Here is a 25,020-nt window from a genome sequence, read left to right as displayed (position 1 = left end):
CGGAAGAGGGGAGACGCGGATTCTGTGGCGAGGGAGCTTGCTCCCGCTGGGGGCGCGTAGCGGCCCTGTTTTTTGGGGGCTGCTGCGCAGCCCAGCGGGAGCAAGCTCCCTCGCCACAGGGGTTGTATTGATCTTCCGGGCGAACTTGCCGGCCCAATATTGATCAGTTCCTTACCCATCCCGTGTGAAGGAGCCTCGCGTTTTGTCTCGATTGAGCACTGTATTGCTGCTGTTATTGCTGGCGATGACCGGCACCAGCGCCTACGGGACCGTCGCTGTCCCTGGCACCGCCAAGCCCGACGAACCGCCCGCCGAGCCCGCGCCGCTGGTGCAGGGCGGTCTGTTGGGGGCCATCAGTTCGAGCATCGACGACGTCCAGGACAAACTCGACCTCAACCAGAGCCTGGTGGATGCCTGGCGCCTGCGGGCGGACCGGGCGGCGGACGAGGTGGACCGGCTGGTGGACCAGACGTCCCGCTCGTCCTGGCGCGTGGCGGGGGATTTCCTCTTGCTCTCCGGCGTGGGGCTGGGGACGTGTGCGCTGCTGTGGGCCGGCGCGCGAGTGCTGGTACGGCGTCTCGGTCGGCGCCGTTGGTTGCGTACCCGTCAGCGCGTGCACGACCTGCTCGGTTACCTGCTGCCCTATACCTTGCCGGCGGTGGCCTGCCTGCCACTGACCCTCTATATCAGCCACTTTCTGCAAGTCTCGGTCGGTCGTGCCCTGGCGCTGTGCTTCGCCTACGCCACCAGCAGCGGTATTTTCTCCACCTCGGTGTTGCTCTGCGTGATCGTCATGTTCAACGCCGGGCACAAACGTCGCGCGGTGGCGATCATTCGGCGCTTCAGCCCGCGGCCGTTGTTTCTGATTGGCTTTCTCGCCGCCCTCAGCGATGCCCTGACCAGCCCGCAGATCGCCCGGCAACTGGGCGGTAACATCACCAGCAGCGTCGCGGTGTTCACCGGGTTGTCGGCTTCAATGATCTTTGGCTGGCTGGTGATTCACATGCGCCGGCCAGTGGCACACTTGATTCGCAACCGCCCGCTGGCCCAGCGCTTGAAGCAGCCGGCCTTGCAGGAGTCGCTGCGGATTTTCTCCGGGCTCTGGTACTGGCCGATCCTGCTGATGGTGCTGGTGTCGGCGGTGAGCCTGATCGGCGTCGGCGAGGACAACCAGAAAGCCCTGCGTTGTGCCTTGTTCACCACCATCCTGCTGATCGCCACGGTGTTTCTCAGCACCGTGTCCCAACATGTCTTCAAGTCGCCCAAGGCCGAAGCCATCCAGCGCAACAGCGCCTACAAGGGTCGTTTGCTAAGTCTGCTGCACGCCTTGCTACGCATCGTCATGGCGGTGGCATTCATTGAAATCCTCGGACGAATCTGGGGGATATCCCTGTTCGAATTCGCCTCGCGCAATGCCATCGGTCGGGCGATCAGTGATTCGTTGAGCCGCATCGGCCTGATCGTCCTGATGACCTGGCTCACCTGGGTGGTGCTCGACACGGCGATCCAGGAAGCCTTGAAGCCGCCGCTGAACAAGCGCGGCGCACGCCAGCCCAGCACCCGGGTCAAGACCATCCTGCCGCTGTTGCGCAACGCCGCGAAAATCATCCTGGTGGTGATTTGCGCTATCACCACCATGGCCAACCTGGGCATCAACGTCGCACCGTTGCTGGCGGGGGCCGGGGTGGTGGGGCTGGCGATCGGTTTCGGGTCCCAGCAACTGGTACAGGACGTGATCACCGGGTTGTTCATCATCATCGAAGACACGCTGTCCATCGGCGACTGGGTGGTGCTCAGTTCCGGCCACGCCGGCACCGTCGAAGGCCTGACCATCCGCACCCTGCGCCTGCGCGACGGCAAGGGCTTCGTGCATTCGGTGCCGTTCGGCCAGATCAAGGCCGTGACCAACCAGTCCCGGCAATTCGCCTTTGCGTTCTTCTCCGTGCAATTCACCTACGACACCGACGTGGACGAGGCCATCGAGTTGATTCGCGAAGCCGGGCGTTCGATTAGCGAGGACCCGTTCCTCAAGTTCAACCTGCAAGGGCCGCTGGATGTGTTCGGCGTGGACAAGATGGACCTCAACGGCGTGGTACTCACGGCGCAGTTCCGCACCGTGTCGGGTGGGCAGTATGCGGTGAGCCGGGCGTTCAACCAGCGGCTGAAAAAGCTTGTGGATAACCACCCGGCGGTGCATTTTGCGCAGACTTATCCACAGCAGGTGGTGATGCCGAAGCGGTTGGCCGAGGAGCCGAAGGCGGGGGAAGAGGTGCCTGATCAATCTCAATAGTTGAGTTTTGTGGTGGGGCTTATGGCCTCATCGCGAGCAAGCTCGCTCCCACAGTAGGGTTGTGGTGAATGGAAAAACCCTGTGGGAGCGAGCGTGCGCGCGATGCGGCCCGCCCAGACACCCTCAAACTTTCTGAATGAGCTTGTTCCTGACCTCAGCCATCCCTTGAGCATCCAACTCCACCCAAAGCTGCTGCTTGCCGGCAATCAGCGCCGCCACCGGCAACCCATCCCGGTAAACCAGCCGATTACTCGCCAGCGCCGGCACTTTCGCCCCCGGCAGCAAGGTGCCGGCCAGGTTCAGCGGGTCGACCCCGCACACCGCCACCAGGCTGCCGTCGGTGGGGCGGCGGCGGGTTTCGCGTAGCAGCGGGATGGCTTCGGGCAGGGCGAATTGTTCGCCCGCCAGGCCGCTGACAACACGCCCGCCGCGAATCTCGCCGCGCGCCGCCAGGCGATGGAAGGTGCGCAGCAGCTCGCGCCAGCTCGGCAGCCAGGCGGCCTCGCGCTCCAGCAGGCGCCAGAACACCACGCCGTAACGGCGCAGCAAGGTCATGGCGATGTGCTCTAACGTCTCTGGCGCGGTGGGCATGGGGCGGTTGCCCTCCACGGGGGCGGGTGGGCTGCGGCGCAACAAGGCCCAGCGTCCGGCGTCGTCCATGCCGCCGACAAACGCGCCGCGCCCGCGCCGGCTGCTACGGGCCTGGCGTTTGCTGGCCGGCGTAATCAGGGCGCGCAAGCCGGCAAAGCTGTCGGCATTCACCTACCCGGCGCCCACCAGCTCCTGCAAGGCGATTTCCAGTTCGCTGCGCAGCAGGTGGGCTTCGTGGACCAGCTCATCGAAAAACAGCGCGCCGTGTTCACTGAGGGCCTGATGGACTTTTTGCGTCTTGGGCGACAGTTCATCCAGGGGCGTTTGCCCGGCCAGGCTGCTCCACAACGCCACCTGACTGCGGGGCAGCAACACCACCGGCGTGCTGCGCAGGGCACTGGCAGACGGTTTTTGACGTGCGCTCAGGCGCGTCCATACCCATTTGCCACTGCGGCACAACTCATCGAGCCAAGTGGGCGAATAATCCTTGATCCGGCCGGGCAACAGGTCGCTGTCCCAGGCTGACGCGGCGGCCGGGTAGCCTTCGAACTGGCTCAGGATCGACGGCAGCACGGCATTGCCCCGGCCCTGGGTGGACGAGGACAGGTGCTGCCAATCGAACAGGAACCGCATGAAGTCCTGCAACATCACCGGCTCGATTTCCCGGCGCAGGCGCTTGACCGTGTAGCGATGGATCCGCGCCAGCAAATGCCGCTCGCACCATTCCTCCTGCGCGGTGCCCGGGGTGAACCGCCCGCGCAGCACGTAGCCTTGCTGCTCTAGCTGCGCCAGGGCTTGGGTGGCCTGCGGGGTCGACAACCCCAGCGGGTAGGCGATGGCCTTCAACGGCAGCGGGCCAAAGGCGCTGAGGCGGGCGCGAAGCACCTCCACCAGGGCTTCGTCACTGTCCCAGGCTTCATCGAAACCCGCCAACGGTGTGAGTGCCGGTTGCCACCGGGCCTGTGGATAAATGGCTTGCAAGCAGGTCAGGCGTTCCAGCGGCACCCACAAACCACGCTCGGCGCTGATCTGCAGGTGGCTGGCGCGCCCACTGGCCGCCAATGCCTGCAACCAATCCAGCCACGGCACGTGGGCGTCGACTTCGCTGTCGGCGATGCAGGCCAGACTCATCAAGGCTTCGTGCATCTCATCGAGATTGGCCGGCGTCGGCCAGGCCTCATCCCGGACCGATTGAATGGCCTCGGCGTCCAGCGCGCCCAGGTCGTCGGTGGCCTGTGGATCGCTCCAGCGCCGGTTGATCACCGCCTGGGTCCGCCGTTCTTCCAGTGGCGCGGCGTCGAGAAACGTGTAGGGGCGGGCGCTGAGGATTTCCGCCGCCAGCGGCGAGGGCGCCGGCAGGTCGCGGCTGATCAGGCGCACCTCGCCCGCTTCCATGCGCCGTAACAATGCCAGCCAGCCTTCGCTGTCCATGGCTTCGTGCAGGCAATCGTCGAGGGTCTGTTCCACCAGCGGGTGGTCGGGGATTTCCCGCTCGCCGGCGAGGTTTTCCAGGCAGGCGATCTGGTCCGGAAACACGCTGGCGATCAGGTCTTCGCTCTTCATGCGTTGAATTTGCGGGGCGACCTTGCGCCCGCCGGTGTAGCGCGGCAACGCCAGGGCCACGCCCGCGTTCCAGCGCCAGCGCACGCCGAACAGCGGTGCATCCAGCACCGCCTGGACCAGGATCTGCTCGGCGCTGTGGCTGTTGAGGTAGCGCCAGACCTCGTCCAGTTCGAAGCTGTGGCTGGTGGACAGTGAGAGCACGATGGCGTCTTCGCTGGCGGCGGCCTGCAATTCGAAGTTGAAGGTGCGGCAGAAGCGCTTGCGCAAGGCCAGGCCCCAGGCGCGGTTGATGCGGCTGCCAAAGGGGGTGTGGAGGATCAGTTGCGTGCCGCCGGACTCGTCGAAAAACCGCTCCATCAGCAGCGTGTCCTGGGACGGTAGGGCGCCGAAGGCCAGGCGTGCCGGGGCGAGGTAATCGACCAATTGTTCGGCGCTGGCGAGGTTCAGGCGCAAGGTGCCGGTCAACCAGTCGAGGGCTGGTTGCAGGTGGCCCGGCGTGGCGGCCAGCAGGTGGTCGAGCTGGGCTTGCAGGCGCGCCACGGCGAAAGACAATTCGGCGCTGCGCCCCGGGGCTTCGCCGCGCCAGAACGGGATGGTCGGCGGTTGGCCCTGGGCGTCCTCGACCCGCACGCGGCCGGTCTCGACGCGAATGATGCGGTAGGAGGTATGGCCCAGCTGGAATACGTCGCCAGCAATGCTCTCCACCGCGAAGTCTTCGTTGACGCTGCCGATGTTCAAGCCCTGGGGTTCGAGCAGCACGCTGTAGTCGGCATTGTCGGGAATGGTGCCGCCGCTGGTCACCGCCGTCAGCTTGCTGCCCCGGCGCCCGCGCAAGGTCCGGGTCACGGCGTCGCGGTGCAGGTAGGCGCTGCGCCCGCCTTGGCGGCCATTGAGGCCTTCGGCGAGCATTTGCAGCAGCGCCTGGTAATGCCCGTCGTCCAACTCGGCGTAAGGCGAGGCGCGGCGGAAGGTGTCCAGCAGCGCCTGTTCCGACCATTCCTGGCAACTGACTTCGGCGACGATCTGCTGGGCCAGCACGTCCAGCGGTGCCTTGGGGATGTGCAGGATGTCCAGTTCGCCTCGGCGCACGCAGTCGAGCAGGGCGGCGCATTCAATCAAGTCGTCGCGGGTGGTGGCGATCAGACGCCCCTTGGGCGTGCCGCCGACCTGATGGCCGGAGCGTCCAACCCTTTGCAGGAACGCCGAGATCGAGCGGGGCGAGGCGATCTGGCAGACCAGGTCGACGTCGCCGATATCGATGCCCAACTCCAGGGACGCCGTGGCGATCAGTACCTGCAGTTCACCGCGTTTCAGGCGTTGTTCGGCGTCGAGGCGAAACTCCTTGGCCAGGCTGCCGTGGTGAGCGGCCACGGCGTCCTTGCCCAGGCGTTCGCTCAGGTGTCGGCTGAGGCGTTCGGCCAGGCGCCGGGTGTTGACGAACACCAGGGTGGTGCGATGTTCCCGGGCCAGTTCGGCGAGGCGATTGTAGACCAGCTCCCACACGTCATTGGCCATCACCGCCGACAGCGGCACCGGTGGCACCTCGATGTCCAGGTCCCGGGGGCGGGCATGGCCGATGTCGACGATTTCACAGGCGCGTCCTTCGCCGACGAGAAACCGTGACACCGCCTCGATGGGTTTTTGCGTGGCCGATAAACCGATGCGCATCAGCGGTTCGGCGCACAGGGCTTGCAGGCGCTCCAGGCTCAAGGCCAGGTGGCTGCCGCGCTTGCTGGCGGCGATGGCGTGGATTTCGTCGACGATGACCGTGCGGGTGCTGGCGAGCATCTGTCTGCCGGAATCGGAGCCGAGCAGCACGTAGAGGGATTCAGGCGTGGTCACCAGGATGTGCGGTGCGGTCTTGCGCATCGCCGAGCGGTCTTTTTGCGGCGTGTCGCCGGTGCGCACGGCGGTGGTGATCGGCAAGGGCGGCAAGCCCATTTTCTGCAGCTGTTCAGTGATGCCGGCCAGGGGATTCTGCAGGTTGATCTGGATGTCGTTGCTCAGGGCCTTGAGCGGCGAGACATAGACCACCAGGGTCTGGTCCGGCAGGCCGCCTTGTTCCAGGCCACGGTGCACCAGGTCATCGAGCACGGCGAGAAAGGCCGTCAGGGTCTTGCCCGAGCCGGTGGGCGCTGCGACCAGCACCGAGCGACGCTGGCCGATCAACGGCCACGCCTGGGCCTGGGCGGCCGTGACCGCCGGGAAGGTCTGGCTGAACCAGGCACGAACGGCGGGGTGAAAGCCTGCCATGGCGTGGTTGGCTGCAAGGGGCAGATTCATGTGGGCAGTTTAGGCGGGTGGGGTGGGGAAGATGCAAGTACCGTCCGGGATCTCCATTGGCTGTTCCGGCCTCATCGCGAGCAAGCTCGCTCCCACAGGGATCGCATGCACATTGGAGATCCCCTGTGGGAGCGAGCTTGCTCGCGATGAGGGCCCCAAGACCTGTACAAACCCGGTGATCTGCACATTGCGGATGACGGTTGCGCACTAAACCCGCAAAATGCAACGATTCCGACAACGCCTGCGGGCGTTATCGACCAAATTCTTGTGCCAATAGACTGGGCCTGCTGACTTTATGCGAATGCGCCTTATGTTACTGGGCGGCGGAAATGCCCTTGGGCAGGCGCTGATTCGCCTCGGTGCAGAAGAAGACATCGGTTTTCTTGCCCCCCGCCCGCCCGAAGACGGCTGGGATGCCGCGAGCCTGACGCAACTGCTCGACGATACCCGTCCGGACGCCTTGATCAACCTGGCGTACTACTTCGACTGGTTCCAGGCCGAGGCTGTCAGCGAGCAGCGCCTGGCCAGCCAGGAGCGCGCTGTCGAGCGCCTGGCCGAGCTGTGCCAGCACCACAACATCGTCTTGTTGCAACCGTCCAGCTATCGCGTGTTCGATGGCTCCCGCGCCACGGCCTACAGCGAAAAGGACGAGCCGGTGCCCTTGGGCGTGCGTGGCCAGGCGCTCTGGCGGATCGAGCAAAGCGTGCGCGCCACCTGCCCGCAACACGTACTGCTGCGCTTCGGCTGGCTGCTGGATGACAGCGCCGACGGTATCCTCGGCCGTTTCCTGGCCCGGGCCGAACAGCCCGAAGAGCTGTTGCTGGCGGACGACCGTCGCGGCAACCCGACGCCCGTGGACGATGCGGCGCGGGTGATCATTTCGGTGCTCAAGCAGCTCGATTGCGCGGCGCCGCTGTGGGGCACCTATCATTACGCCGGGCACGAGGCGACCACGCCGCTGGCGCTGGGCCAGGCGATCCTCACCGAAGCCCGCGCCCTGCATCCGCTGGCCATCGAGTCGCCCACCCCCCAGGCTCATGCCGCACGGCCGGACGCCGCGGAAGAACCGCAGCACGCGGTGCTGGCCTGCAAGAAAATTCTGCACACTTTCGGGATCAAGCCCCGCGCCTGGCGCGCGGCACTCCCGGGCTTACTGGATAGGTTTTATCGCCATGGCTAAAGGCCCTGTTTTAATCACCGGCGGTGCGGGTTTCATTGGTTCGCACCTGACCGACGCCTTGCTCGCCAAGGGGCATGCGGTGCGGATCCTCGATGATCTGTCCACCGGCAAGCGCAGCAACCTGCCGCTGGACAACCCGGCGGTCGAGCTGATCGAAGGCGACGTCGCCGATGCCGCGCTGGTGGCCCGGGCCATGGCCGGTTGCAGCGCCGTGGCGCACCTGGCGGCGGTGGCTTCGGTGCAAGCCTCGGTGGATGACCCGGTGCGCACCCACCAGAGCAATTTCATCGGCACCCTGAATGTCTGCGAAGCCATGCGCCAGAGCGGGGTGAAACGCGTGCTGTTCGCCTCCAGCGCGGCGGTCTATGGCAACAACGGCGAAGGCGAGCCCATCGACGAAGACACCCCCAAGGCCCCGCTCACACCCTATGCCTCGGACAAACTGGCCAGCGAGTTCTACTTCGATTTCTATCGCCGCCAGCACGACCTGGAACCGGTGGTGTTCCGCTTCTTCAACATCTACGGCCCGCGCCAGGATCCGTCCTCGCCGTATTCGGGCGTCATCAGCATCTTCAGCGAACGGGCGCAGAAAGGCCTGCCGATCACCGTGTTTGGCGACGGCGAGCAGACGCGGGACTTTGTCTATGTGGAAGATCTGGTGGACTTGCTGGTGCAGGCCATCGAGAAGCCCGAGGTGGAAGTGGGTGCGGTGAACGTCGGCTGGAACCAGGCCACGACCCTCAAGCAGATGCTCCAGGCCCTGGCCGCCGTAGTGGGGGACCTGCCGCCGATCAGCTACGGCCCGGCGCGCTCCGGCGACATCCGCCATTCCCGGGCGGACAACCATCGGCTGTTGCAACGCTTCAGCTTCCCTCAGCAGACACCGATGAGCGTGGGCCTGGCGCGGTTGTTGGGGCGCTGAGACTCTCACCGCCCCAAAAAAACTGTGGGAGCGAGCTTGCTCGCGATAGCGGTAGGTCAGTCAACATCTTTGTTGGCTGATCCACCGTCATCGCGAGCAAGCTCGCTCCCACAGTGACTTTCGGCAAGTGAAACCTGTGGCGAGGGAGCTTGCTCCCGCTCGAGCGCGAAGCGGTCGCACATTCTTGGGGTCTGCTTCGCAGCCCAGCGGGAGCAAGCTCCCTCGCCACAGGGTGTGTAGTCATCTCACCATTGCGTAGGGGCTTAGAACTTGTAGCCCAACCCCACCATGTAGACGAACGGATCCACATCGACGTCCACCTTGGCCCGGGTGCCGCCGGCCACGGCGTTGTTGTCCACATAGGCGGTGGTGTCGATGTCGATGTAGCGGATCTGGCCGTTGATCATGATGTTGTCGGTCAACATGTAGTCAGCACCGACTTGCCACGCCATGCCCCAGCTGTTGCTTGCGCGAAAGTTGCTGAAACCGTTGGCGCTGGCGTCGCTGCCGACGTGTTCGTCATAGATCCAGGTGTAGTTGATGCCCGCGCCGACGTAAGGCTGGAACGCCGACTTGGCGTCGAGAGGGTAGTAGACCAGGCTCAGGGTCGGCGGCATGTGCTTGAGGGTGCCGAGCTTGCCATTGGCCGCGCCCAGGGCGGTGCCTTTGAGCTTTACGTCGTGCTCGAACGGCGAGGCCGCCAGCAGTTCGATGCCCAGGTTGTTGGTGATCATGTAGGCGAAGTTCAGGCCCAGTTGCGTGTCGCTGCTCATGGTCGCCTTGCCACCCAGGTCGGCGCCGGCCAGGGGGCCACGGTCGACCTTGACGCTGGAGCTGTCGGCGTCCGGGTTGACGGTGATCGCACCGGCGCGAACGATGATGTCGCCGGCGGTATGGGCCTGGGCGAGCGGGGCCGCGAGGGCGAGGGCAACGAGGGACGCGCTGAGCAAGGACTTGTTCATGGGGGCTCCAAAGGGCATCGAAATTTGATGTCCCATGGTACGAAGCCGTCTGGCCCGGTCTTTTGACACAGCTCAATGAGTCAGGGGGTGTTTAATTGACTCAGCTCAATGAAATGATGATGAGTCAATTTCGAGGCCCCCTTCGCGAGCAAGCCCGCTCCCACAATAGACCGAGTTTCTTCAGGAAGAATGCGATCAAAACTGTGGGAGCGGGCTTGCTCGCGAAAGCTATCTAACAGGCAACAACTAATAGCCAGATTCACTCCGGCAGCTCATACACATAAATCTTCTCAGCCTCCATCTGATACCCGGCATCGGCCAGTTCACTGGTGGACGGCTTGACCTGCATCGGCCCCTCGACCCAGTACGGTTGGTACAGCTCATCGAGCTTGACCCCGACTTCGCTTTTCACATGCACGATCTGGTTCGACGGCGGTGGCGGCACATGGATGCAGGCGCCGAAATATGGCACCAGCAGGAAATCCGTGGTGCGGCCTTCCTCGCTGACTTCCAGCGGCACGATGTAGCCCGGCAAGCGAATCTGCTGGCCGTCGAGGGCCTTGACCACCGGGGCGTTGGGCAGGTCCTGCTTGGCCGCGGGCGCGGCTTCGGCGGCCAACGCATCACTCATCTTCGACAGGTCATGCAGCGGCGTCATGTTCGGCACTTCCGGCGGTGCGTCCGGCGGGATCATTTCCGACCAGGCCAGGTCCCTCGGCTCGGCCGCCCACAACGGCAGGGTGACCATCATCAACAGCGCTAGCAGGGCGCGGGGCATTTTCAAGGTCCTCATAGACGGATCGACAGGCCGTCGGCCAACGATTGGCGATAGGCGCGCCAGGCCGGCACGCTGCCCATCAGCAGGGCGGCGACCAGGATGCCAGCCAGCAGCGTCCATTCATATTCGTTCGGCCAGCCCAGCGGCAAGTACAAACCGTAGGCCGACTGCACGTAACCCTGGGCGGCGGCGATGCCGATGTACAGCAGTGCCAGCCCGGCGGTGACCCCGGCCAATGCCAGGGCAAAGGCTTCGAGCACAAGCAGCGTCGCGATGTGCCACGGCCGCGCGCCCACCGAACGCAGGATCGCCATTTCCCGGCGACGTTCGTTGAGGCTGGTGAGGATTGCCGTGAGCATGCCGATCAACCCGGTCAGCACCACGAACAGCGAAATCACGAACAGGGCTTTCTCCGCCGTGCCCATCAGGCTCCACAATTCCTGTAGGGCTACGCCGGGCAGGATCGCCAGCAGCGGTTCGCCACGGAACTCGTTGATCTCGCGTTGCAAGGCAAAGGTCGAAATCTTGCTGTTGAGGCCAAGCATGAACGCGGTGATCGCCTGGGGCGTGAGGTCCATGTTGCGGGCCTGGTCGGCGCTGATGCGTCCGTTGCCCTGGGCCGGCACACCGTTCTTCCAATCAACATGGATCGCTTCCATGCCGCCGAGGCTGATGTGCAGCGTGCGGTCCACCGGGGTGCCGGTGCGCTTGAGAATCCCGACCACAGTGAAGGGCTTGTCGTCATGCTTGACCAGGCTGATCGCCGCCACGCCGTGGGCCAGCACCAGTTTGTCACCGAGCTTGTAATGCAGCGCTTCGGCGACTTCGGCGCCGAGCACCACTTCGAACGGATCGGTGGCGAACGCCCGGCCATCGGCCAGCTCCAGGTGTTGCCGGCGGCCGTACTGGTAGTGCTCGAAGTAGGCCTCGGTGGTGCCCATCACCCGATAACCACGATGGGAATCGCCGAGGGACATGGGGATCGCCCACTTCACTTTCGGGTTGTTGGCGAACTGCTCGAAGCTGTCCCAGCGAATGTTGTTGGTGGCGTTGCCGATGCGAAACACCGAGTACAGCAACAGGTTCACGGAGCCGGAGCGGGCGCCGACGATCAGGTCGGTGCCGCTGATGGTGCTGGCGAAACTGGCCCGCGCCTCGGTGCGCACCCGTTCCACCGCCAGCAGCAGGCACACCGACAGGGCGATGGCGAATGCGGTGAGGATCGCGGTGAAGCGGCGGTTCGCCAGGCTGGCCATGGCTAGACGGAACAAATACATCTCAAACCTCGAGTGGCGTGGCGGCACGATTGAGATCGGCCAGCGAGAGGTGGCGGTCGAACAGCGGTGGCAGGCTCTGGTCATGGCTGACGAACAACAGGCTCGAGCCGGCCTCGCGGCATTCAGCGAACAACAGCCGCAGGAAGTTTTCCCGAGCGTCGTAGTCCAAGGCCGAAGTGGGTTCGTCGGCGATCACCAGTTCCGGTTGGCCAATCAGCGCCCGAGCCGCGGCGACCCGTGGTTGCTGGCCGATGGACAGCGAGTCGGCGCGGCGCTCCAACAGCTTCGCATCGGTCAAGCCCAGGTGGGCCAGCAGCGTGGCGGCGGCTTGATCGACACTGCCATGGCGCTGGATGGCCCGTTGCGCACGCAGCTTGGAGAAATGGCAGGGCAGTTCGACGTTCTCGCGCACCGAGAGAAACGGCAGCAGGTTGAATTGCTGGAAAATGTAGCCGGTGTGGTCCACGCGAAAGCGGTCGCGGCGGCCGGCGCCCAGTTCGCTGAGTTCCTGGCCCAGCAGGCGGATGCTGCCGCGATCCGGCGTCTGCACCCCGCCCAGAAGCCCCAGCAACGGGGGCTTGCCGCTGCCGCTCGGGCCCTTGAGGAACAAGGTTTCGCCGGCTTCCAGGCGAAACGCCGGGATATCCAGCAAGGGCGGATGCCCGGGCCAACTGAAGCCCAGGTCGGACAGTTCGATGAGTGCTTGGGTCATGTTTGTCGCTTCAAAGTGGAACCTGTGGAAGACCTGTGGGAGCCGAGCTTGCTCGCGATGAGGCCATCACATTCAACTGGGTAGCTGACGGTTGGACTGCTATCGCGAGCAAGCTTTGCTCCCACCAGGCTTGCTCCCACATTTGGGTTTTGCGATGAATCAGAATTTCAGGGCTGGCGCCTTGGCCGTCACTTCCACACCTTGCTGGCCGCTCGGGCTGATCAGTTGTACCTGAATTTTCTGGGTGGCCGGGAAGGTTTTGAACAGTGTGGCCAGGTCCAGGTTCTTCAAGGCGCCAGGGGCAGCACAGGTGAACTGGTAGGGGGCATGGATCTCGCTGTGCTCGCCGTGGTGCTCGTCGCCATCAGCGTCCTCGTCATGGTCGTGATCGTGGTCCGGTTCATCGCCAAACAACGGGCTTTCCAGTTCCTGCTGGGCCACGGTGCACGTGGCGGCGGCCGGCAGGTTGAACAGCGCCAGCGGCTTGTCCAGCTGTGCGCGTACGGCGGCGACCTTGGCCTTGTCGGCATCGCTGGTGGCGGCGTGTTCGAAGCCCACCAGGTTCATTGCCGGGCTTTCCAGCTCCAGTTCAAGGGTCTGGCCATCCAGGGCAGCGTTCAATCGAGCGACACCGTGTTCATGGGCGCCGAGGCTGCCATGTTCGTGATCATGATCGTGGTCATGCTCCACCGCCGCGTGAGCGACAGCCAATGGCAGCAAGGCGAACGGCAAAGCGAGAAGCAGACGACGCATGACGAGTCTCCGAAAAGGTTATGTAATCTTATAACGAAAGTGTGCAGAGTTTGACCGGCTGCTTGGCGTCGCGCAAGGGCCATGGGAGCATGCGTACATGAAATATTCAGGAGCACGGTGATGTTGCGGATACGCGGAACCGTTGGCGAATGGCCGGTGGACTTGACGATTGAGATGGATGAGGGCGACTGGGCGCAGCTCGGCGCGCAGTTGCAAGTGGCCAAGTCCGAGAACGTAGTGGCGCCTGCGGCCAAACCGGCGAATCAAGATGATGCCCAGTGGCAGATCGCCAAGGAGCTGCTGCGCAAGGCCGGCCAACTGAGCGGCCCGGACCTGCTGGAACAGCTCGAAGGCCTGACCGGCAGCGCCTCGGCGGGCAAGCGCGTGTTGGTGCGCTTGCGCCATAGCGCCGAGGTCAAGGTGCTGAGCGGCGCCGATACACCGCTCTACAGTTGGGTCGGTCAGTAAAGCGCGGCGAACAGCTTGCGGCGATAGCTCGTCACCAGCGGATGGTCGTTGCCCAGCAGTTCGAACACCTGCAACAAGGTCTTGTGGGGCAGGCCTTCGCTGTAGCCGCGGTTACGCACGAACAGCTTGAGCAGCGCATCGAGGGCCGCTTCGTACTGCTGGCGCGCCAGTTGCTGGATCGCCAGTTGGTACACCGCTTCATCGTCCTGCGGGTCTTTCGCCAGGCGGGCCTTGAGGTCGGCGGCGTCCGGTAGGTGCTTGGCCAAGCCGAGGAACTGGATCTGCGCCTTGGCACCGGCGAGGGCGGCCTTGTGCTCGTCGCTTTTCACCGCGTCGAGTACCGTCTGCGCTTCGTCCAGCTCGCCGCGCTCGGTCAGGCAGCGGGCGTACAGGATCAGGGCCTTGGCGTTGGTGTTGTCTTCACCCAGCAATACCGTGAGCACGGCTTCGGCATCGGCGAAACGACCGTCGTCGAATAGCGCCTGGGCCTGTTCGAACGGATCGGCCGCGGCCGGCGGCGGCATTTGCACATGGGGTTCGAGCATCGTCCGCACCGCCGATTCCGGCTGGGCACCGGCAAAGCCATCCACGGGCTGGCCGTCCTTGAACAACACCACGGTCGGCAGGCTGCGAATGCCGAAACGGGCGACAATGTCCTGCTCGATGTCGCAGTTGACCTTGGCCAGCAGCAGTTCGCCCTGGTAGCTCTCGGCAATGCTTTGCAGCATCGGCATCAGCGCCTTGCACGGCGCGCACCACTCGGCCCAGAAGTCCACCAGCACCGGGTTGTGGAAAGAGTTGGCGATCACCGACTGATCGAAATCGGCCGTGGTGGCGTCGAAGATGTAGGGCGTTTCCTGAGTCATGGGCAATCTCGTAGAGCGCTTGAATGGGGCAACTATACGGCTTGGTGGGGGGTGGCTGAAAGCGGGGTGGCAGTGAGAGGTGTATTGATTGGCAGGGCCTTATCGCGAGCAAGCTCGCTCCCACAGGAATCTCAAGTGTTCATGCGGGCCCTGTGGGAGCGAGCTTGCTCGCGATGCTTCTATGAGTCAGCGCCGAGCGTGGTACAGGCTCACATGCCGAAACTCCTCCGGCTCGGCCAGGTCCGGCAGGGTCATGGCCTGGAGCATTTCGATGCGCCGGTACAGCGGATGCTGGAAATCCCGCACCCGGGAATCGGCCACCAATGCCTCGCGGCCACGGCTGAGGAATTGATCGAGCAGCGGCAGGTTGGCCCGGTCGTAGAGCACGTCGGCGACCAGAATCAGGTCGAAGCGATCAGCCTCGGCGAAAAAATTCGTCGAATAACCCAGCGCCACGCCGTTGAGCGCGGCATTGGCCTGGCAGGCGGCAATCGCCAATGGGTCCAGGTCGCAGGCCACCACTTCCAGCGCCCCGGCCTTGACCGCCGCGATGCCTGCCCCGCCGGAGCCGGCGCCAAAATCCAACCCCCGCTTGCCCTCGACCCACCGCGGCTGTTCGGCCAGGTAGCGGGCCATCGCCAGGCCGCTGGCCCAGCAGAAACTCCAATAGGGCGGCTCGTGGAGGATGCGCCGGGTTTCTTCCGGGCTGAAGGCGCGATCCATGTTGTCGCCGTCGATCAGCCACAACTTCAAGTCAGTGCCGGGTAGCGGACAAGCCACCAGGCGCGCGTCGCCCAGCAATTCACTCAACGCCCGTTGCAAGTCTTGCGGTGCATTCATGGGGCTTTGACGAATTGCAGGGTGCCCAACGCCTGGGTGGTCGGTTGACTGATGCGTTGCTCCGGCAAGTGCAGGATCAACTGGCCGGACTGGCTGGCGCGGCCACGCAGTTCCACGCGGGCGCCGACCGGGAAGGCTTGCGGGTTGAAGCGCAGGCGGAAGGGCAGGGCCTGATTGGTGCCGATCAGGCTGGAACTGGCGAGCAATTGCTGCGGACGGTCTTTCTCGTCGATCACCAGCAACGCCAATTCGACCTCGGCACCGGCCGGCACGCCTTGCAAGGTGCCGCTCAACTCACGCTGATGCGCCGGCAGCGGCCCCAGCTCGGTGGCCTGCCGGGCCTTTTCCTGAGCCTGTTTCGGCGCGGGGGCCGGAGCAGGAGCGGCGGGCTTTGGGGCATCGCTGCTGCACGCCATCAGCAGGCTGAAAAAACTGAGCAAAACGAGCGATCGTAGCGGCATGTGTGGCTCCAGCAAGGTGAATTCCATGGATCTGACGGTAAGCCCGTCTGTATACCGTAAACCCTATGGCTTGTCTTGCCAGTGGGATGCGCTACCATGGCCCTCCCTTTTTTTGTTGCCTGCCACCATGCACTGTCCCTTCTGCGGTGCCAACGACACCAAGGTCATCGACTCGCGACTGGTCGCCGAGGGCGAACAAGTCCGCCGCCGCCGCGAATGCCTGGCTTGCGGCGAACGTTTCACGACGTTCGAGACCGCTGAACTGGTGTTGCCGCGCCTGATCAAAACCGACGGCAGCCGCCAGCCGTTCGACGAAGAAAAACTGCGCGCCGGCATGCAGCGCGCCCTGGAAAAACGCCCGGTGAGCGTCGAACGCCTGGAAGCGGCGCTGGTGCACATCAAGCACAAGCTGCGGGCCACCGGCGAGCGCGAGGTCAAGTCCCTGGTGGTCGGAGAGCTGGTGATGGCCGAGCTGCAGAAGCTCGACGAAGTCGCCTACATCCGTTTCGCCTCGGTATACCGACGCTTCCAGGACCTGAACGAGTTCCGCGAAGAAATCGACCGCCTGGCCCGCGAACCGGTGAAACAATGACCGCCTCGGCGCAGCAGGCCGTCCTCGACGCCCATTACATGGCCCGTGCCCTGGAGTTGGCACGGCGCGGTCACTACACCACCCACCCCAATCCCCGGGTCGGTTGCGTGATCGTGCGGGACGGGCAGGTTGTCGGCGAAGGCTGGCACATCCGCACCGGCGAGCCCCATGCCGAAGTCCATGCCCTGCGTGCCGCCGGCAATAATGCCAGGGGCGCCACGGTCTACGTGACCCTCGAACCGTGCAGCCATCACGGGCGTACGCCGCCGTGTGCCGATGCGTTGGTCAATGCCGGCGTGGCGCGGGTGGTGGCAGCGATGCAGGACCCCAACCCGGAAGTCGCCGGTCGCGGCCTGCAGCGCCTGGCCCAGGCCGGCATCGCCACGCAAAGCGGCGTGCTGGAAGGCGAAGCGCGCACGCTCAATGAAGGTTTTCTCAAGCGCATGGAACAGGGCCTGCCGTTCGTGCGGGTCAAGCTGGCCATGAGCCTTGATGGCCGCACCGCCATGGAAAGCGGCGAAAGCCAGTGGATCACCGGCCCGGCTGCACGCTCGGCGGTGCAACGCCTGCGCGCCCAGGCCAGCGTGGTGCTGACCGGCGCCGACACGGTGCTGGCGGACAACGCCCGGTTGACCGTGCGCGCCGATGAACTGGGGCTCGATGCCGAGCAGACCGCGTTGGTCATGAGCCGCCCGCCGCTGCGGGTGCTGGTGGACGGGCGCCTGCGGGTGCCGCTGGATGCGGCGTTTTTCAAGGCCGGCCCGGCGCTGGTCGCTACCTGCATGGCGGTGGAAGAACAATACGCCAACGGTCCCGAATGCATGATCGTGGCCGGCGATGACGGCCAGGTCGATCTGCATCGCCTGCTGGTGGAGCTGGCGGGCCGTGGCGTCAATGAGGTGCTGGTGGAGGCCGGTCCGCGCCTGGCGGGGGCTTTCGCCCGGCTGGGGTTGGTGGATGAGTTCCAGATTTTCATCGCTGGCAAATTCCTCGGTTCTTCGGCGCGGCCACTGCTGGACTGGCCGCTGGCGCAGATGAACGACGCCCCGGCGCTGAAAATCACCGAAATCCGCGCCGTGGGCGATGACTGGCGAGTCATCGCCGTTCCCGTTCCACCGGCCAGCGTATAATTCCCGGCTTTCGCTCAAGCGGCGGCCCGTTCTCGAGGAGGACTCCATGTTTACCGGCATCATCGAATCCATCGGCAGCATCCGTGCACTCACCCCCAAGGGCGGCGATGTGCGGGTCCATGTCGAAACCGGCAAGCTCGACCTGAGCGACGTCAAGCTGGGCGACAGCATCGCGGTAAACGGCGTGTGCCTGACCGCCGTCGAATTGCCGGGCAACGGTTTCCTGGCGGACGTCAGCCGCGAAACCCTCGACTGCACGGCCATGAACGACCTCAAGAGCGGCAGCCCGGTCAACCTGGAAAAAGCCCTGACCCCCACCACTCGCCTGGGCGGGCACCTGGTCAGCGGCCACGTGGACGGCGTCGGCGAAGTGGTCTCGCGCACGGATAACGCCCGGGCCGTGGAATTTCGCATCCGCGCCCCGAAGGAACTGGCCAAGTACATCGCCCATAAAGGCTCGATCACCGTCGACGGCACCAGCCTGACGGTCAACGCGGTGGACGGCGCCGAATTCCTGCTGACGATCATTCCCCACACGTTGAGCGAAACCATCATGGCTTCGTACCGGCCAGGTCGCCGGGTCAACCTGGAAGTCGACTTGCTGGCCCGTTACCTCGAGCGCCTGCTGTTGGGCGACAAGGCCGCAGAGCCTGCAGCCGGTAACATCACTGAAAGTTTTCTGGCCGCCAACGGCTACCTCAAATCCTGACCCAAGGGGGTGCCGCGTGGCGCTCAATAGCATCGAAGAACTGGTTGAAGACATCCGCCAAGGCAAGATGGTCATCCTCATGGATGACGAAGACCGCGAGAACGAAGGCGACCTGATCATGGCCGCCGAATGCTGCAAGGCCGAGCACATCAACTTCATGGCCAAGCATGCCCGCGGGCTGATCTGCATGCCGATGACCCGCGAGCGCTGCGAGCTGTTGAAGCTGCCGCTGATGGCGCCGCGCAACGGCTCGGGCTTCGGCACCAAGTTCACCGTGTCCATCGAGGCCGCCGAGGGCGTGACCACCGGGATCTCCGCCGCTGACCGCGCACGCACCGTACAGGCCGCTGCCGCCCGGGACGCCAAGGCCGAAGACATCGTCAGCCCCGGCCACATCTTCCCCCTGATGGCCCAGGCCGGCGGCACCCTGGCCCGCGCCGGCCACACCGAAGCGGCGTGCGACCTGGCGCGCATGGCCGGTTTCGAACCCAGCGGCGTGATCTGCGAAGTGATGAACGACGACGGCACCATGTCCCGTCGCGCGGAACTGGAAACCTTCGCCGCCGAACACAACATCAAGATCGGCACCATCGCCGACCTGATCCACTACCGGATGATCCATGAACGTACCGTTCAGCGGATTGCCGAGCAGCCACTGGACAGCGAACTGGGGCAGTGCAACCTGGTGACCTACCGCGACTCGGTGGAAGGTGACGTGCACATGGCGCTGACCTTGGGCACCGTATGCGCCGAAGAGCCGACCCTGGTGCGGGTGCACAACATGGACCCGCTGCGCGACCTGCTGATGGTCAAGCAACCCGGCCGCTGGAGCCTGCGGGCCGCCATGGCCGCCGTGGCCGAGGCCGGCAGCGGCGTAGTGTTGCTGCTCGGGCACCCGCTTGATGGCGACGTGCTGCTGGCGCACATCCGCGAAACCGCCGACCAGGCGGCGCCGAAAAAACCGACCACCTACAGCATTGTCGGTGCCGGTTCGCAGATCCTTCGGGACCTGGGCGTGCGTAAAATGCGCCTGATGAGCGCACCGATGAAATTTAATGCGATATCCGGTTTCGATCTGGAAGTTGTAGAATACGTGCCCTCTGAATAATGACCTCATTCAATTGAGAAAGGGGCCTCCTGTGGGAGCGAGCTTGCTCGCGATAGCAATGTGTCAGGTAACAACCGTGTTGCTGATCTGGCGCCATCGCGAGCAAGCTCGCTCCCACAGGGGCCTTCGTCCTCGATTGAAGTTAGTATTCGTGGCTAATATCACTGAAGGAGCGCGTATAGAACGCGCTCTGGCTCTTTAAGAGATCTGACGAATGACCCTGAAGACCATCGAAGGTACCTTCATCGCCCCCAAAGGCCGCTACGCTCTGGTAGTGGGCCGTTTCAACAGTTTCGTGGTCGAGAGCCTGGTGGGCGGTGCGGTCGATGCCCTGGTTCGCCATGGCGTGAGCGAAAGCGACATCACTATCATCCGCGCCCCTGGCGCCTTCGAAATTCCGCTGGTTGCGCAGAAAGTCGCTCAAAAGGGCGAATATGCGGCGATCATCGCCTTGGGCGCGGTCATTCGTGGCGGTACTCCGCACTTCGAATACGTGGCTGGCGAATGCACCAAGGGCCTGGCCCAGGTGTCCATGGAATTCGGCGTGCCGGTCGCTTTCGGCGTGCTGACCGTTGATTCCATCGAGCAAGCCATCGAACGTTCCGGCACCAAGGCCGGTAACAAAGGTGCCGAAGCTGCCCTGTCCGCCCTGGAAATGGTCAGCCTGCTGGCGCAGTTGGAGGCCAAGTGATTAGCGACGAAAGCGATCGTTTCAACCCGCGCGATCCAAAGCCTGCGGATGCCGGCAAGCCGTCGAAAAGCGTCAAGCGCCGCGAAGCCCGTCAGCTCGCGACGCAAGCGCTGTACCAATGGCACATGGCCAAGCAATCGCTGAACGAGATCGAAGCGCAATTTCGGGTCGATAACGATTTCAGTGATGTCGACGGTGCTTATTTCCGCGAGATCCTGCATGGCGTGCCGGCTCACAAGACCGAGATCGACATCGCCCTGGCACCTTGCCTGGACCTGACGATCGACGAGCTGGACCCGGTTGAGTTGGCGGTGTTGCGCCTGTCCACCTGGGAACTGATGCAGCGCGTCGACGTGCCGTACCGCGTGGTGATCAACGAAGGGATCGAGCTGGCGAAAGTCTTCGGTTCCACCGATGGCCACAAGTTCGTCAACGGTGTGCTCGACAAGCTCGCCCCACGCCTGCGTGAAGCCGAAGTGAAGGCGTTCAAGCGCTGATTGGCGCTTGAGCGACACTTAATGGGTGAGTTCGAGCTGATCCGTAACTACTTCGCCGCCGCGCCTTGTGCGCAGGGCGGCGAGGGCGTTGCGCTGGGGATCGGCGACGACTGCGCCCTGCTGGCCGTTCCTCCCGGGGAACAGCTGGCGGTGTCCACCGACACGCTCGTGGCCGGCGTACACTTTCCAGACCCTTGCGATCCGTTCCTGCTCGGCCAGCGCTCGCTGGCCGTGGCGGTCAGCGACCTGGCCGCGATGGGCGCCAAGCCCTTCGCCTTTACCCTTGCCTTGACCTTGCCGACGGTGACCACCGATTGGCTGCAAGCCTATGCCCGCGGACTGAACCAGATGGCCCAGGCCTGTGGCGTGGCGCTGGTGGGAGGCGACACCACGCGCGGGCCGTTGAGCCTGACCCTGACGGTATTCGGCCATGTGCCTGGCAGCCAGGCCTTGACCCGCGGCGGCGCGCAGCCCGGCGACCTGCTGTGCGTCGGCGGCGAGTTGGGCAATGCCGCCGGCGCATTGCCGTTGGTGCTTGGCCAGCGTCACGCCGAGCCCGCCATCGCCGAGCCGCTGCTGGCTCATTATTGGTCACCGCGACCCCAGATCGCCTTGGGCCTGGCGTTGCGGGGCAAGGCCAGCGCGGCGATGGATATTTCCGATGGCTTGCTGGCCGATTGCGGGCATATCGCCCAGGCATCCGGGGTGGCCTTGCAGGTGGAACGGGACCGACTGCCGCTGTCCAACGCTCTGCTAGCGTTTTTTGGCCGGGCGGATGCTGAGCAGGCCGCCCTGAGCGGTGGTGACGATTACGTGCTGTTGTTCGCCGTGCCACCAAGCCGATGGCCGGCGTTGCAGGCCGAAGGCGGGCCGATCCATGTGATCGGCAGCGTACTGGCCGGACAGGGCGTCACGCTGGTCGACGACGTCGGGCACGACATTACCCCGCAAACACGGGGCTATCAACATTTTCGGGAGACACCGTGACAGATCATCCCAACCAGGTCCCGGCAGAGTTCGTTCCGCCTTCGGTCTGGCGCAATCCCTGGCATTTCCTGGCGTTTGGCTTCGGTTCGGGCACTTTACCCAAAGCGCCGGGCACCTGGGGCTCGCTGGTTGCGCTACCCTTCATACCGTTGTGGCAGATGTTGCCGGACTGGGGCTACTGGTTGATGCTGGGCATCACCATGCTATTTGGCTTCTGGCTGTGTGGCAAAGTGGCGGACGACCTGAGGGTGCACGATCATGAAGGTATCGTCTGGGACGAAATGGTCGGCATGTGGATCACCTTGTGGTTGGTACCGGAAGGCTGGTACTGGTTGCTGACGGGATTTCTGGTGTTCCGTTTCTTCGATATCCTCAAGCCGTGGCCGATCCGCTGGATCGATCGGCATGTGCACGGAGGTGTCGGGATCATGCTCGACGATGTACTGGCCGGGGTGTTCGCCTGGCTGGCAATGCAGGGATTGGTGTGGTGTTTCACCTGAAGGAGCCAGGCATGGGCGTAAGCCGCGCACTACTGCTGTTGCTGTGTTTGGGAGCCTGTGTGGCAGCGGGGGCGGCCCAGTCGGCGCCATTGCCCGCCAAGGTCCGCGCGGCCAGCGAGGAGTGGGCCGACTACACCCAGGCCGATGGCCAGGGCATGGGCTGGGATATCTTGCGGGCGGTGTTCGAGCCCGAAGGCGTCAAGCTGGAAATCCGCAGCGTGCCCTACACCCGCTCGATCGGGTTGGTACAGCGTGGCGAAGTTGACGTGCAGGTCGGCGCCTATCGGGATGAGTCCGAAGGCGTGCTCTACCCGAAGTGGCACTACGACGTCGATCACATCTATGCCCTGGGGTTGGCCTCCAAGCCGACGCCCACCCTGGCGACGATTGGCAACTATCGGCTGGTATGGATGCGCGGGTACGAATACAACAATTACCTGCCCAACATCCGGCGTTTCAATGAGATCCACCGGGCGGTGGGTATCTTGCCGATGCTGATTCATGAGCGAGCGGATTTCTACATCGATGCGTCGATGGAAATCGAAGAAGTGCTCGCCAAGGCCGATGATCCCAAGCAATTCAAACTCTCACCGTTGATTAATTTGCCGCTGTACCTGGGCTTCGCCAACACTGAAAACGGTCGTGTGCTGCGTGCGCTGTTTGACCAGCGCATGGAAGTGTTGGTGAAGAGCGGCCAGTTGAAGCCGATTTTCGAACAGTGGAAGCAACCCTATCCTTTTGACGAGCACGGCAAGCCACCGAAGCCTTGATCAAACTTTTCGATACTAGTGGCCTGTGTGGTCAGTTCTGTTAGTCAACTTCGGCGCCAGAAGCCCATATCCCGCGTTGCTGCTCCTCGCCATAGCGGGCTATGACTCGTCACAGCGCCTTGGTTATGGACTTCTGGCATCCGAATTTGAACTAACGAACTAACCACACAGGCCACTGGCCGATAATTCAGCCTAAGCGTCTGTCAGATCGTGCTGTTACAATGCCCGCCTCTGCGAATCTCCAGTACTAGATCAGGAGCACACCGGTGCCTGTCGTTTTTGTTGCCGCTTCCAAGCTGCCAACGCCCTTTGCGCAATTCACCATGCATGGTTTTCTCGATGAGGCCACCGGCCGTGAGCACGTCGTGCTGAGCCTGGGTGATGTCGCCGACGGTTCTGCGGTGCTGGGCCGCTTGCATTCCGAATGCCTGACGGGCGATGCATTGTTCAGCCAGCGCTGCGATTGCGGTTCGCAACTCGAGGCCGCGCTGCAGGCCATCGCCCGGGAAGGCCGTGGCGTGTTGCTGTACCTGCGCCAGGAAGGCCGTGGCATTGGCCTGTTGAACAAGATCCGCGCCTATGAGCTGCAAGACGGCGGCGCCGATACCGTGGAAGCCAACGAACGCCTGGGCTTTGCCGCCGACCTGCGTGACTACAGCATATGCCTGCCGATGCTGGAGCACCTGGGCGTCAAGTCGCTGCGCTTGATGACCAACAACCCGCGCAAGGTCAAGGCGTTGACCGACATGGGCATCGTGGTGGCCGAGCGTGTGCCGCTGCACACCGGTCACAACCCCCACAACAAACTCTACCTGGCGACCAAGGCCAGCAAGCTCGACCACATGATGGGCAACGAGCACCAGGGCGAGGTTGATCGGGCGTGACGCGCGGTCAGGTTCGGCGGCGGCTGTCGGTCAGTTGGTGGCAATACCTGGCCCTGGCCTTGCTGCCCTTGTTTGTGATCAACGCGGTGTTCGGCCAGGGCGAAGCGATTCTGCCAGTGCTGGCGATGCCGCTGTTCATTGCCGGCGTGGCGTCGATGTTTGTCAGCCTGCGCTTCTTCGGGCCGTATAAACAGGCCTTGATCACCACCCAGAAAGCCCTCGACACGCCCGAAGAACCCCTGGCCTGGATTGATTTGGCGGCCCGTCGCCGCGCCGCTTTGCTGGTGGCCGGGTTGCCGGCCTGGGTTGGCGCCCTGGCGGTGTTCGTTGGGCTGGAAGCGGTGCCGTTGATGCTGCTGGCCTTGTCGACCGCCGTGTTGTTCTACCTGTACCGCATCCCGCGTCAACTCGGCTGATGAGCCGCTGGCTGGCGGTCTTGCTGCTGGCCGTCAGCGCCTCGACGATGGCGGCCTCGCGGGTCGTCAGTCTCGCGCCGTCGCTGTCGGAAATTGTCGTTGAGCTGGATTCCGCCGACCTGTTGGTGGGCGTGCTGGATGGCGGTGATCGTCCGCCGGTGCTCAAGGCAGTGCCCTCGGTGGGCCGCTACGGGCAACTGGAGATGGAGCGCTTGCTCAGCCTCAAGCCCGATCTTCTCCTGCTCTGGCCCGGCAGTGTCGGCCCGGCCCAGCGCGAGCAGCTTAAAACGCTGGGTATTCCCATCCATACCGCCGAGCCTCGCAGCCTCGACCACCTCATCACGCAAGTCGAAACCATCGCCTTGCAACTCGGTCGTCCGGAGCGCGGCGTGCAGCGGGCGGCGCAGTTGCGCGTGCGTCTTGAGGGGTTACGCCAGCGCTATCGACGGGACCCGCCGTTGCCGGTGTTCTACCAAGTCTGGGACCGGCCGCTATACACCGTCGGTGGCGGGCAGATCATCAGTGATGCGCTGGCGGTGTGCGGGGCGCGCAACGTCTTCGCCGACCTGAGCGTGCCGGCTCCGCAGGTGAGTGTGGAAGCGGTGCTGCAGCGCAATCCACAGGTCATCCTCGCCACCGAACAGGCGCAGCTCGATGCCTGGAAAACCTGGCCGGTGGCGCAGGGGCGATTGCTGCTGGTCAATGACAAGGGGCTGGAGCGGCCCAGTGGGCAGATGATCGAGGCGACGGCGCGGTTGTGTGAGTTGATTGCGCCAGATCGGTAGACCGC

General features: G+C 64.1%; 24 protein-coding genes and 1 pseudogene. 16 read left to right on the top strand and 9 right to left on the bottom strand.

Annotated elements, in window-relative coordinates; genetic code table 11:
- Positions 1–202 precede the first annotated feature (202 nt).
- The gene (locus HGO40_RS08320; RefSeq protein ID WP_250962625.1) at positions 203–2,290 is read left to right on the top strand and encodes a mechanosensitive ion channel family protein; all 2,088 of its coding nucleotides are present in this window, start codon (positions 203–205) and stop codon (positions 2,288–2,290) included.
- A 123-nt stretch (positions 2,291–2,413) separates the two neighbouring features.
- On the opposite strand, the pseudogene HGO40_RS08315 reads toward HGO40_RS08320, so the two are convergent.
- A pseudogene (locus tag HGO40_RS08315) lies at positions 2,414–6,727 on the bottom strand (DEAD/DEAH box helicase).
- A gap of 295 nt (positions 6,728–7,022) precedes the next feature.
- Here HGO40_RS08315 and HGO40_RS08310 point away from each other — a divergent pair.
- Both HGO40_RS08310 and pgnE read left to right on the top strand, forming a co-directional pair.
- Complete coding sequence (locus tag HGO40_RS08310) at positions 7,023–7,907, top strand: sugar nucleotide-binding protein (protein WP_053188636.1); 885 nt, start codon at positions 7,023–7,025, stop codon at positions 7,905–7,907.
- Positions 7,900–8,829 (top strand): UDP-N-acetylglucosamine epimerase PgnE, encoded by a 930-nt coding sequence (gene pgnE, locus HGO40_RS08305; RefSeq protein WP_250962624.1) that lies wholly within the window; start codon positions 7,900–7,902, stop codon positions 8,827–8,829. Before HGO40_RS08310 ends, pgnE begins: the two co-directional genes overlap by 8 nt.
- A 263-nt stretch (positions 8,830–9,092) precedes the next feature.
- On the opposite strand, the gene HGO40_RS08300 is transcribed toward pgnE, so the two are convergent.
- The 5 genes from HGO40_RS08300 to HGO40_RS08280 form a co-directional block, all read right to left on the bottom strand.
- Entirely contained in the window at positions 9,093–9,791 is a 699-nt protein-coding gene (locus HGO40_RS08300) for an OmpW/AlkL family protein (protein WP_250962623.1), read from the bottom strand.
- A gap of 259 nt (positions 9,792–10,050) precedes the next feature.
- Positions 10,051–10,569, bottom strand: a complete 519-nt coding sequence (locus HGO40_RS08295; protein ID WP_186707693.1) for a DUF3299 domain-containing protein — start codon at positions 10,567–10,569, stop codon at positions 10,051–10,053.
- An 11-nt stretch (positions 10,570–10,580) separates the two neighbouring features.
- A complete protein-coding gene (locus tag HGO40_RS08290; RefSeq protein ID WP_250962622.1) occupies positions 10,581–11,846 on the bottom strand; it encodes an ABC transporter permease in 1,266 nt (421 codons plus the stop codon).
- Between the two features lies 1 nt (position 11,847).
- On the bottom strand, positions 11,848–12,558 hold the full coding sequence (locus tag HGO40_RS08285) for an ABC transporter ATP-binding protein (RefSeq protein ID WP_250962621.1): 711 nt from the start codon (positions 12,556–12,558) through the stop codon (positions 11,848–11,850).
- A gap of 159 nt (positions 12,559–12,717) precedes the next feature.
- A complete protein-coding gene (locus HGO40_RS08280) occupies positions 12,718–13,311 on the bottom strand; it encodes a DUF2796 domain-containing protein (RefSeq protein ID WP_250962620.1) in 594 nt (197 codons plus the stop codon).
- Positions 13,312–13,431: 120 nt separating this feature from the next.
- On the opposite strand from HGO40_RS08280, the gene HGO40_RS08275 reads away from it, so the two are divergent.
- Positions 13,432–13,779: a hypothetical protein gene (locus tag HGO40_RS08275; protein WP_250962619.1), complete on the top strand. Its 348-nt coding sequence runs from the start codon at positions 13,432–13,434 to the stop codon at positions 13,777–13,779.
- On the opposite strand, the gene trxA is transcribed toward HGO40_RS08275, so the two are convergent.
- From trxA to HGO40_RS08260, 3 genes are all read right to left on the bottom strand, one after another.
- Positions 13,773–14,645, bottom strand: a complete 873-nt coding sequence (gene trxA, locus HGO40_RS08270) for a thioredoxin (RefSeq protein WP_250962618.1) — start codon at positions 14,643–14,645, stop codon at positions 13,773–13,775. The two genes, HGO40_RS08275 and trxA, sit on opposite strands and share 7 nt — an antisense overlap.
- 186 nt (positions 14,646–14,831) lie before the next feature.
- A complete protein-coding gene (locus HGO40_RS08265; protein ID WP_250962617.1) occupies positions 14,832–15,485 on the bottom strand; it encodes a class I SAM-dependent methyltransferase in 654 nt (217 codons plus the stop codon).
- Positions 15,482–15,946 (bottom strand): YbaY family lipoprotein, encoded by a 465-nt coding sequence (locus tag HGO40_RS08260; RefSeq protein WP_186707686.1) that lies wholly within the window; start codon positions 15,944–15,946, stop codon positions 15,482–15,484. Before HGO40_RS08260 ends, HGO40_RS08265 begins: the two co-directional genes overlap by 4 nt.
- A 127-nt stretch (positions 15,947–16,073) precedes the next feature.
- On the opposite strand from HGO40_RS08260, the gene nrdR reads away from it, so the two are divergent.
- The 12 genes from nrdR (at position 16,074) to HGO40_RS08200 (ending at position 25,015) form a co-directional block, all read left to right on the top strand.
- Positions 16,074–16,538: a transcriptional regulator NrdR gene (gene nrdR, locus HGO40_RS08255; protein ID WP_163006734.1), complete on the top strand. Its 465-nt coding sequence runs from the start codon at positions 16,074–16,076 to the stop codon at positions 16,536–16,538.
- On the top strand, positions 16,535–17,668 hold the full coding sequence (gene ribD / locus HGO40_RS08250) for a bifunctional diaminohydroxyphosphoribosylaminopyrimidine deaminase/5-amino-6-(5-phosphoribosylamino)uracil reductase RibD (protein ID WP_250962616.1): 1,134 nt from the start codon (positions 16,535–16,537) through the stop codon (positions 17,666–17,668). The genes nrdR and ribD overlap by 4 nt, the downstream gene beginning before the upstream one ends.
- Positions 17,669–17,714: 46 nt before the next feature.
- Entirely contained in the window at positions 17,715–18,377 is a 663-nt protein-coding gene (locus tag HGO40_RS08245) for a riboflavin synthase (RefSeq protein ID WP_092204487.1), read from the top strand.
- A gap of 16 nt (positions 18,378–18,393) precedes the next feature.
- A complete protein-coding gene (gene ribBA / locus HGO40_RS08240; protein WP_250962615.1) occupies positions 18,394–19,485 on the top strand; it encodes a bifunctional 3,4-dihydroxy-2-butanone-4-phosphate synthase/GTP cyclohydrolase II in 1,092 nt (363 codons plus the stop codon).
- 214 nt (positions 19,486–19,699) lie between these two features.
- Positions 19,700–20,176, top strand: coding sequence for a 6,7-dimethyl-8-ribityllumazine synthase (gene ribH / locus HGO40_RS08235; protein ID WP_003206025.1), 477 nt, complete (start codon positions 19,700–19,702; stop codon positions 20,174–20,176).
- Complete coding sequence (gene nusB / locus HGO40_RS08230) at positions 20,173–20,673, top strand: transcription antitermination factor NusB (protein WP_186707683.1); 501 nt, start codon at positions 20,173–20,175, stop codon at positions 20,671–20,673. The genes ribH and nusB overlap by 4 nt, the downstream gene beginning before the upstream one ends.
- A 21-nt stretch (positions 20,674–20,694) precedes the next feature.
- Positions 20,695–21,660, top strand: coding sequence for a thiamine-phosphate kinase (gene thiL / locus HGO40_RS08225; RefSeq protein ID WP_250962614.1), 966 nt, complete (start codon positions 20,695–20,697; stop codon positions 21,658–21,660).
- Positions 21,657–22,160 (top strand): phosphatidylglycerophosphatase A family protein, encoded by a 504-nt coding sequence (locus tag HGO40_RS08220; protein WP_053125805.1) that lies wholly within the window; start codon positions 21,657–21,659, stop codon positions 22,158–22,160. Before thiL ends, HGO40_RS08220 begins: the two co-directional genes overlap by 4 nt.
- 11 nt (positions 22,161–22,171) lie before the next feature.
- Complete coding sequence (locus tag HGO40_RS08215) at positions 22,172–22,930, top strand: substrate-binding periplasmic protein (protein WP_250962613.1); 759 nt, start codon at positions 22,172–22,174, stop codon at positions 22,928–22,930.
- A 266-nt stretch (positions 22,931–23,196) separates the two neighbouring features.
- Positions 23,197–23,814 carry a GTP cyclohydrolase II gene (ribA, locus tag HGO40_RS08210; protein ID WP_250962612.1) on the top strand — a complete coding sequence of 206 codons (618 nt, stop codon included), beginning with the start codon at positions 23,197–23,199 and terminating at the stop codon, positions 23,812–23,814.
- The gene (locus HGO40_RS08205) at positions 23,811–24,230 is read left to right on the top strand and encodes an MFS transporter (RefSeq protein WP_250962611.1); all 420 of its coding nucleotides are present in this window, start codon (positions 23,811–23,813) and stop codon (positions 24,228–24,230) included. Before ribA ends, HGO40_RS08205 begins: the two co-directional genes overlap by 4 nt.
- Positions 24,230–25,015: a cobalamin-binding protein gene (locus tag HGO40_RS08200; protein WP_250962610.1), complete on the top strand. Its 786-nt coding sequence runs from the start codon at positions 24,230–24,232 to the stop codon at positions 25,013–25,015. The genes HGO40_RS08205 and HGO40_RS08200 overlap by 1 nt, the downstream gene beginning before the upstream one ends.
- Positions 25,016–25,020 lie beyond the last annotated feature (5 nt).

Source organism: Pseudomonas sp. CG7, from assembly GCF_023701885.1.
Taxonomy (GTDB): domain Bacteria; phylum Pseudomonadota; class Gammaproteobacteria; order Pseudomonadales; family Pseudomonadaceae; genus Aquipseudomonas; species Aquipseudomonas zanjanensis.
This window is presented reverse-complemented; position numbering and strand designations above follow the sequence as displayed.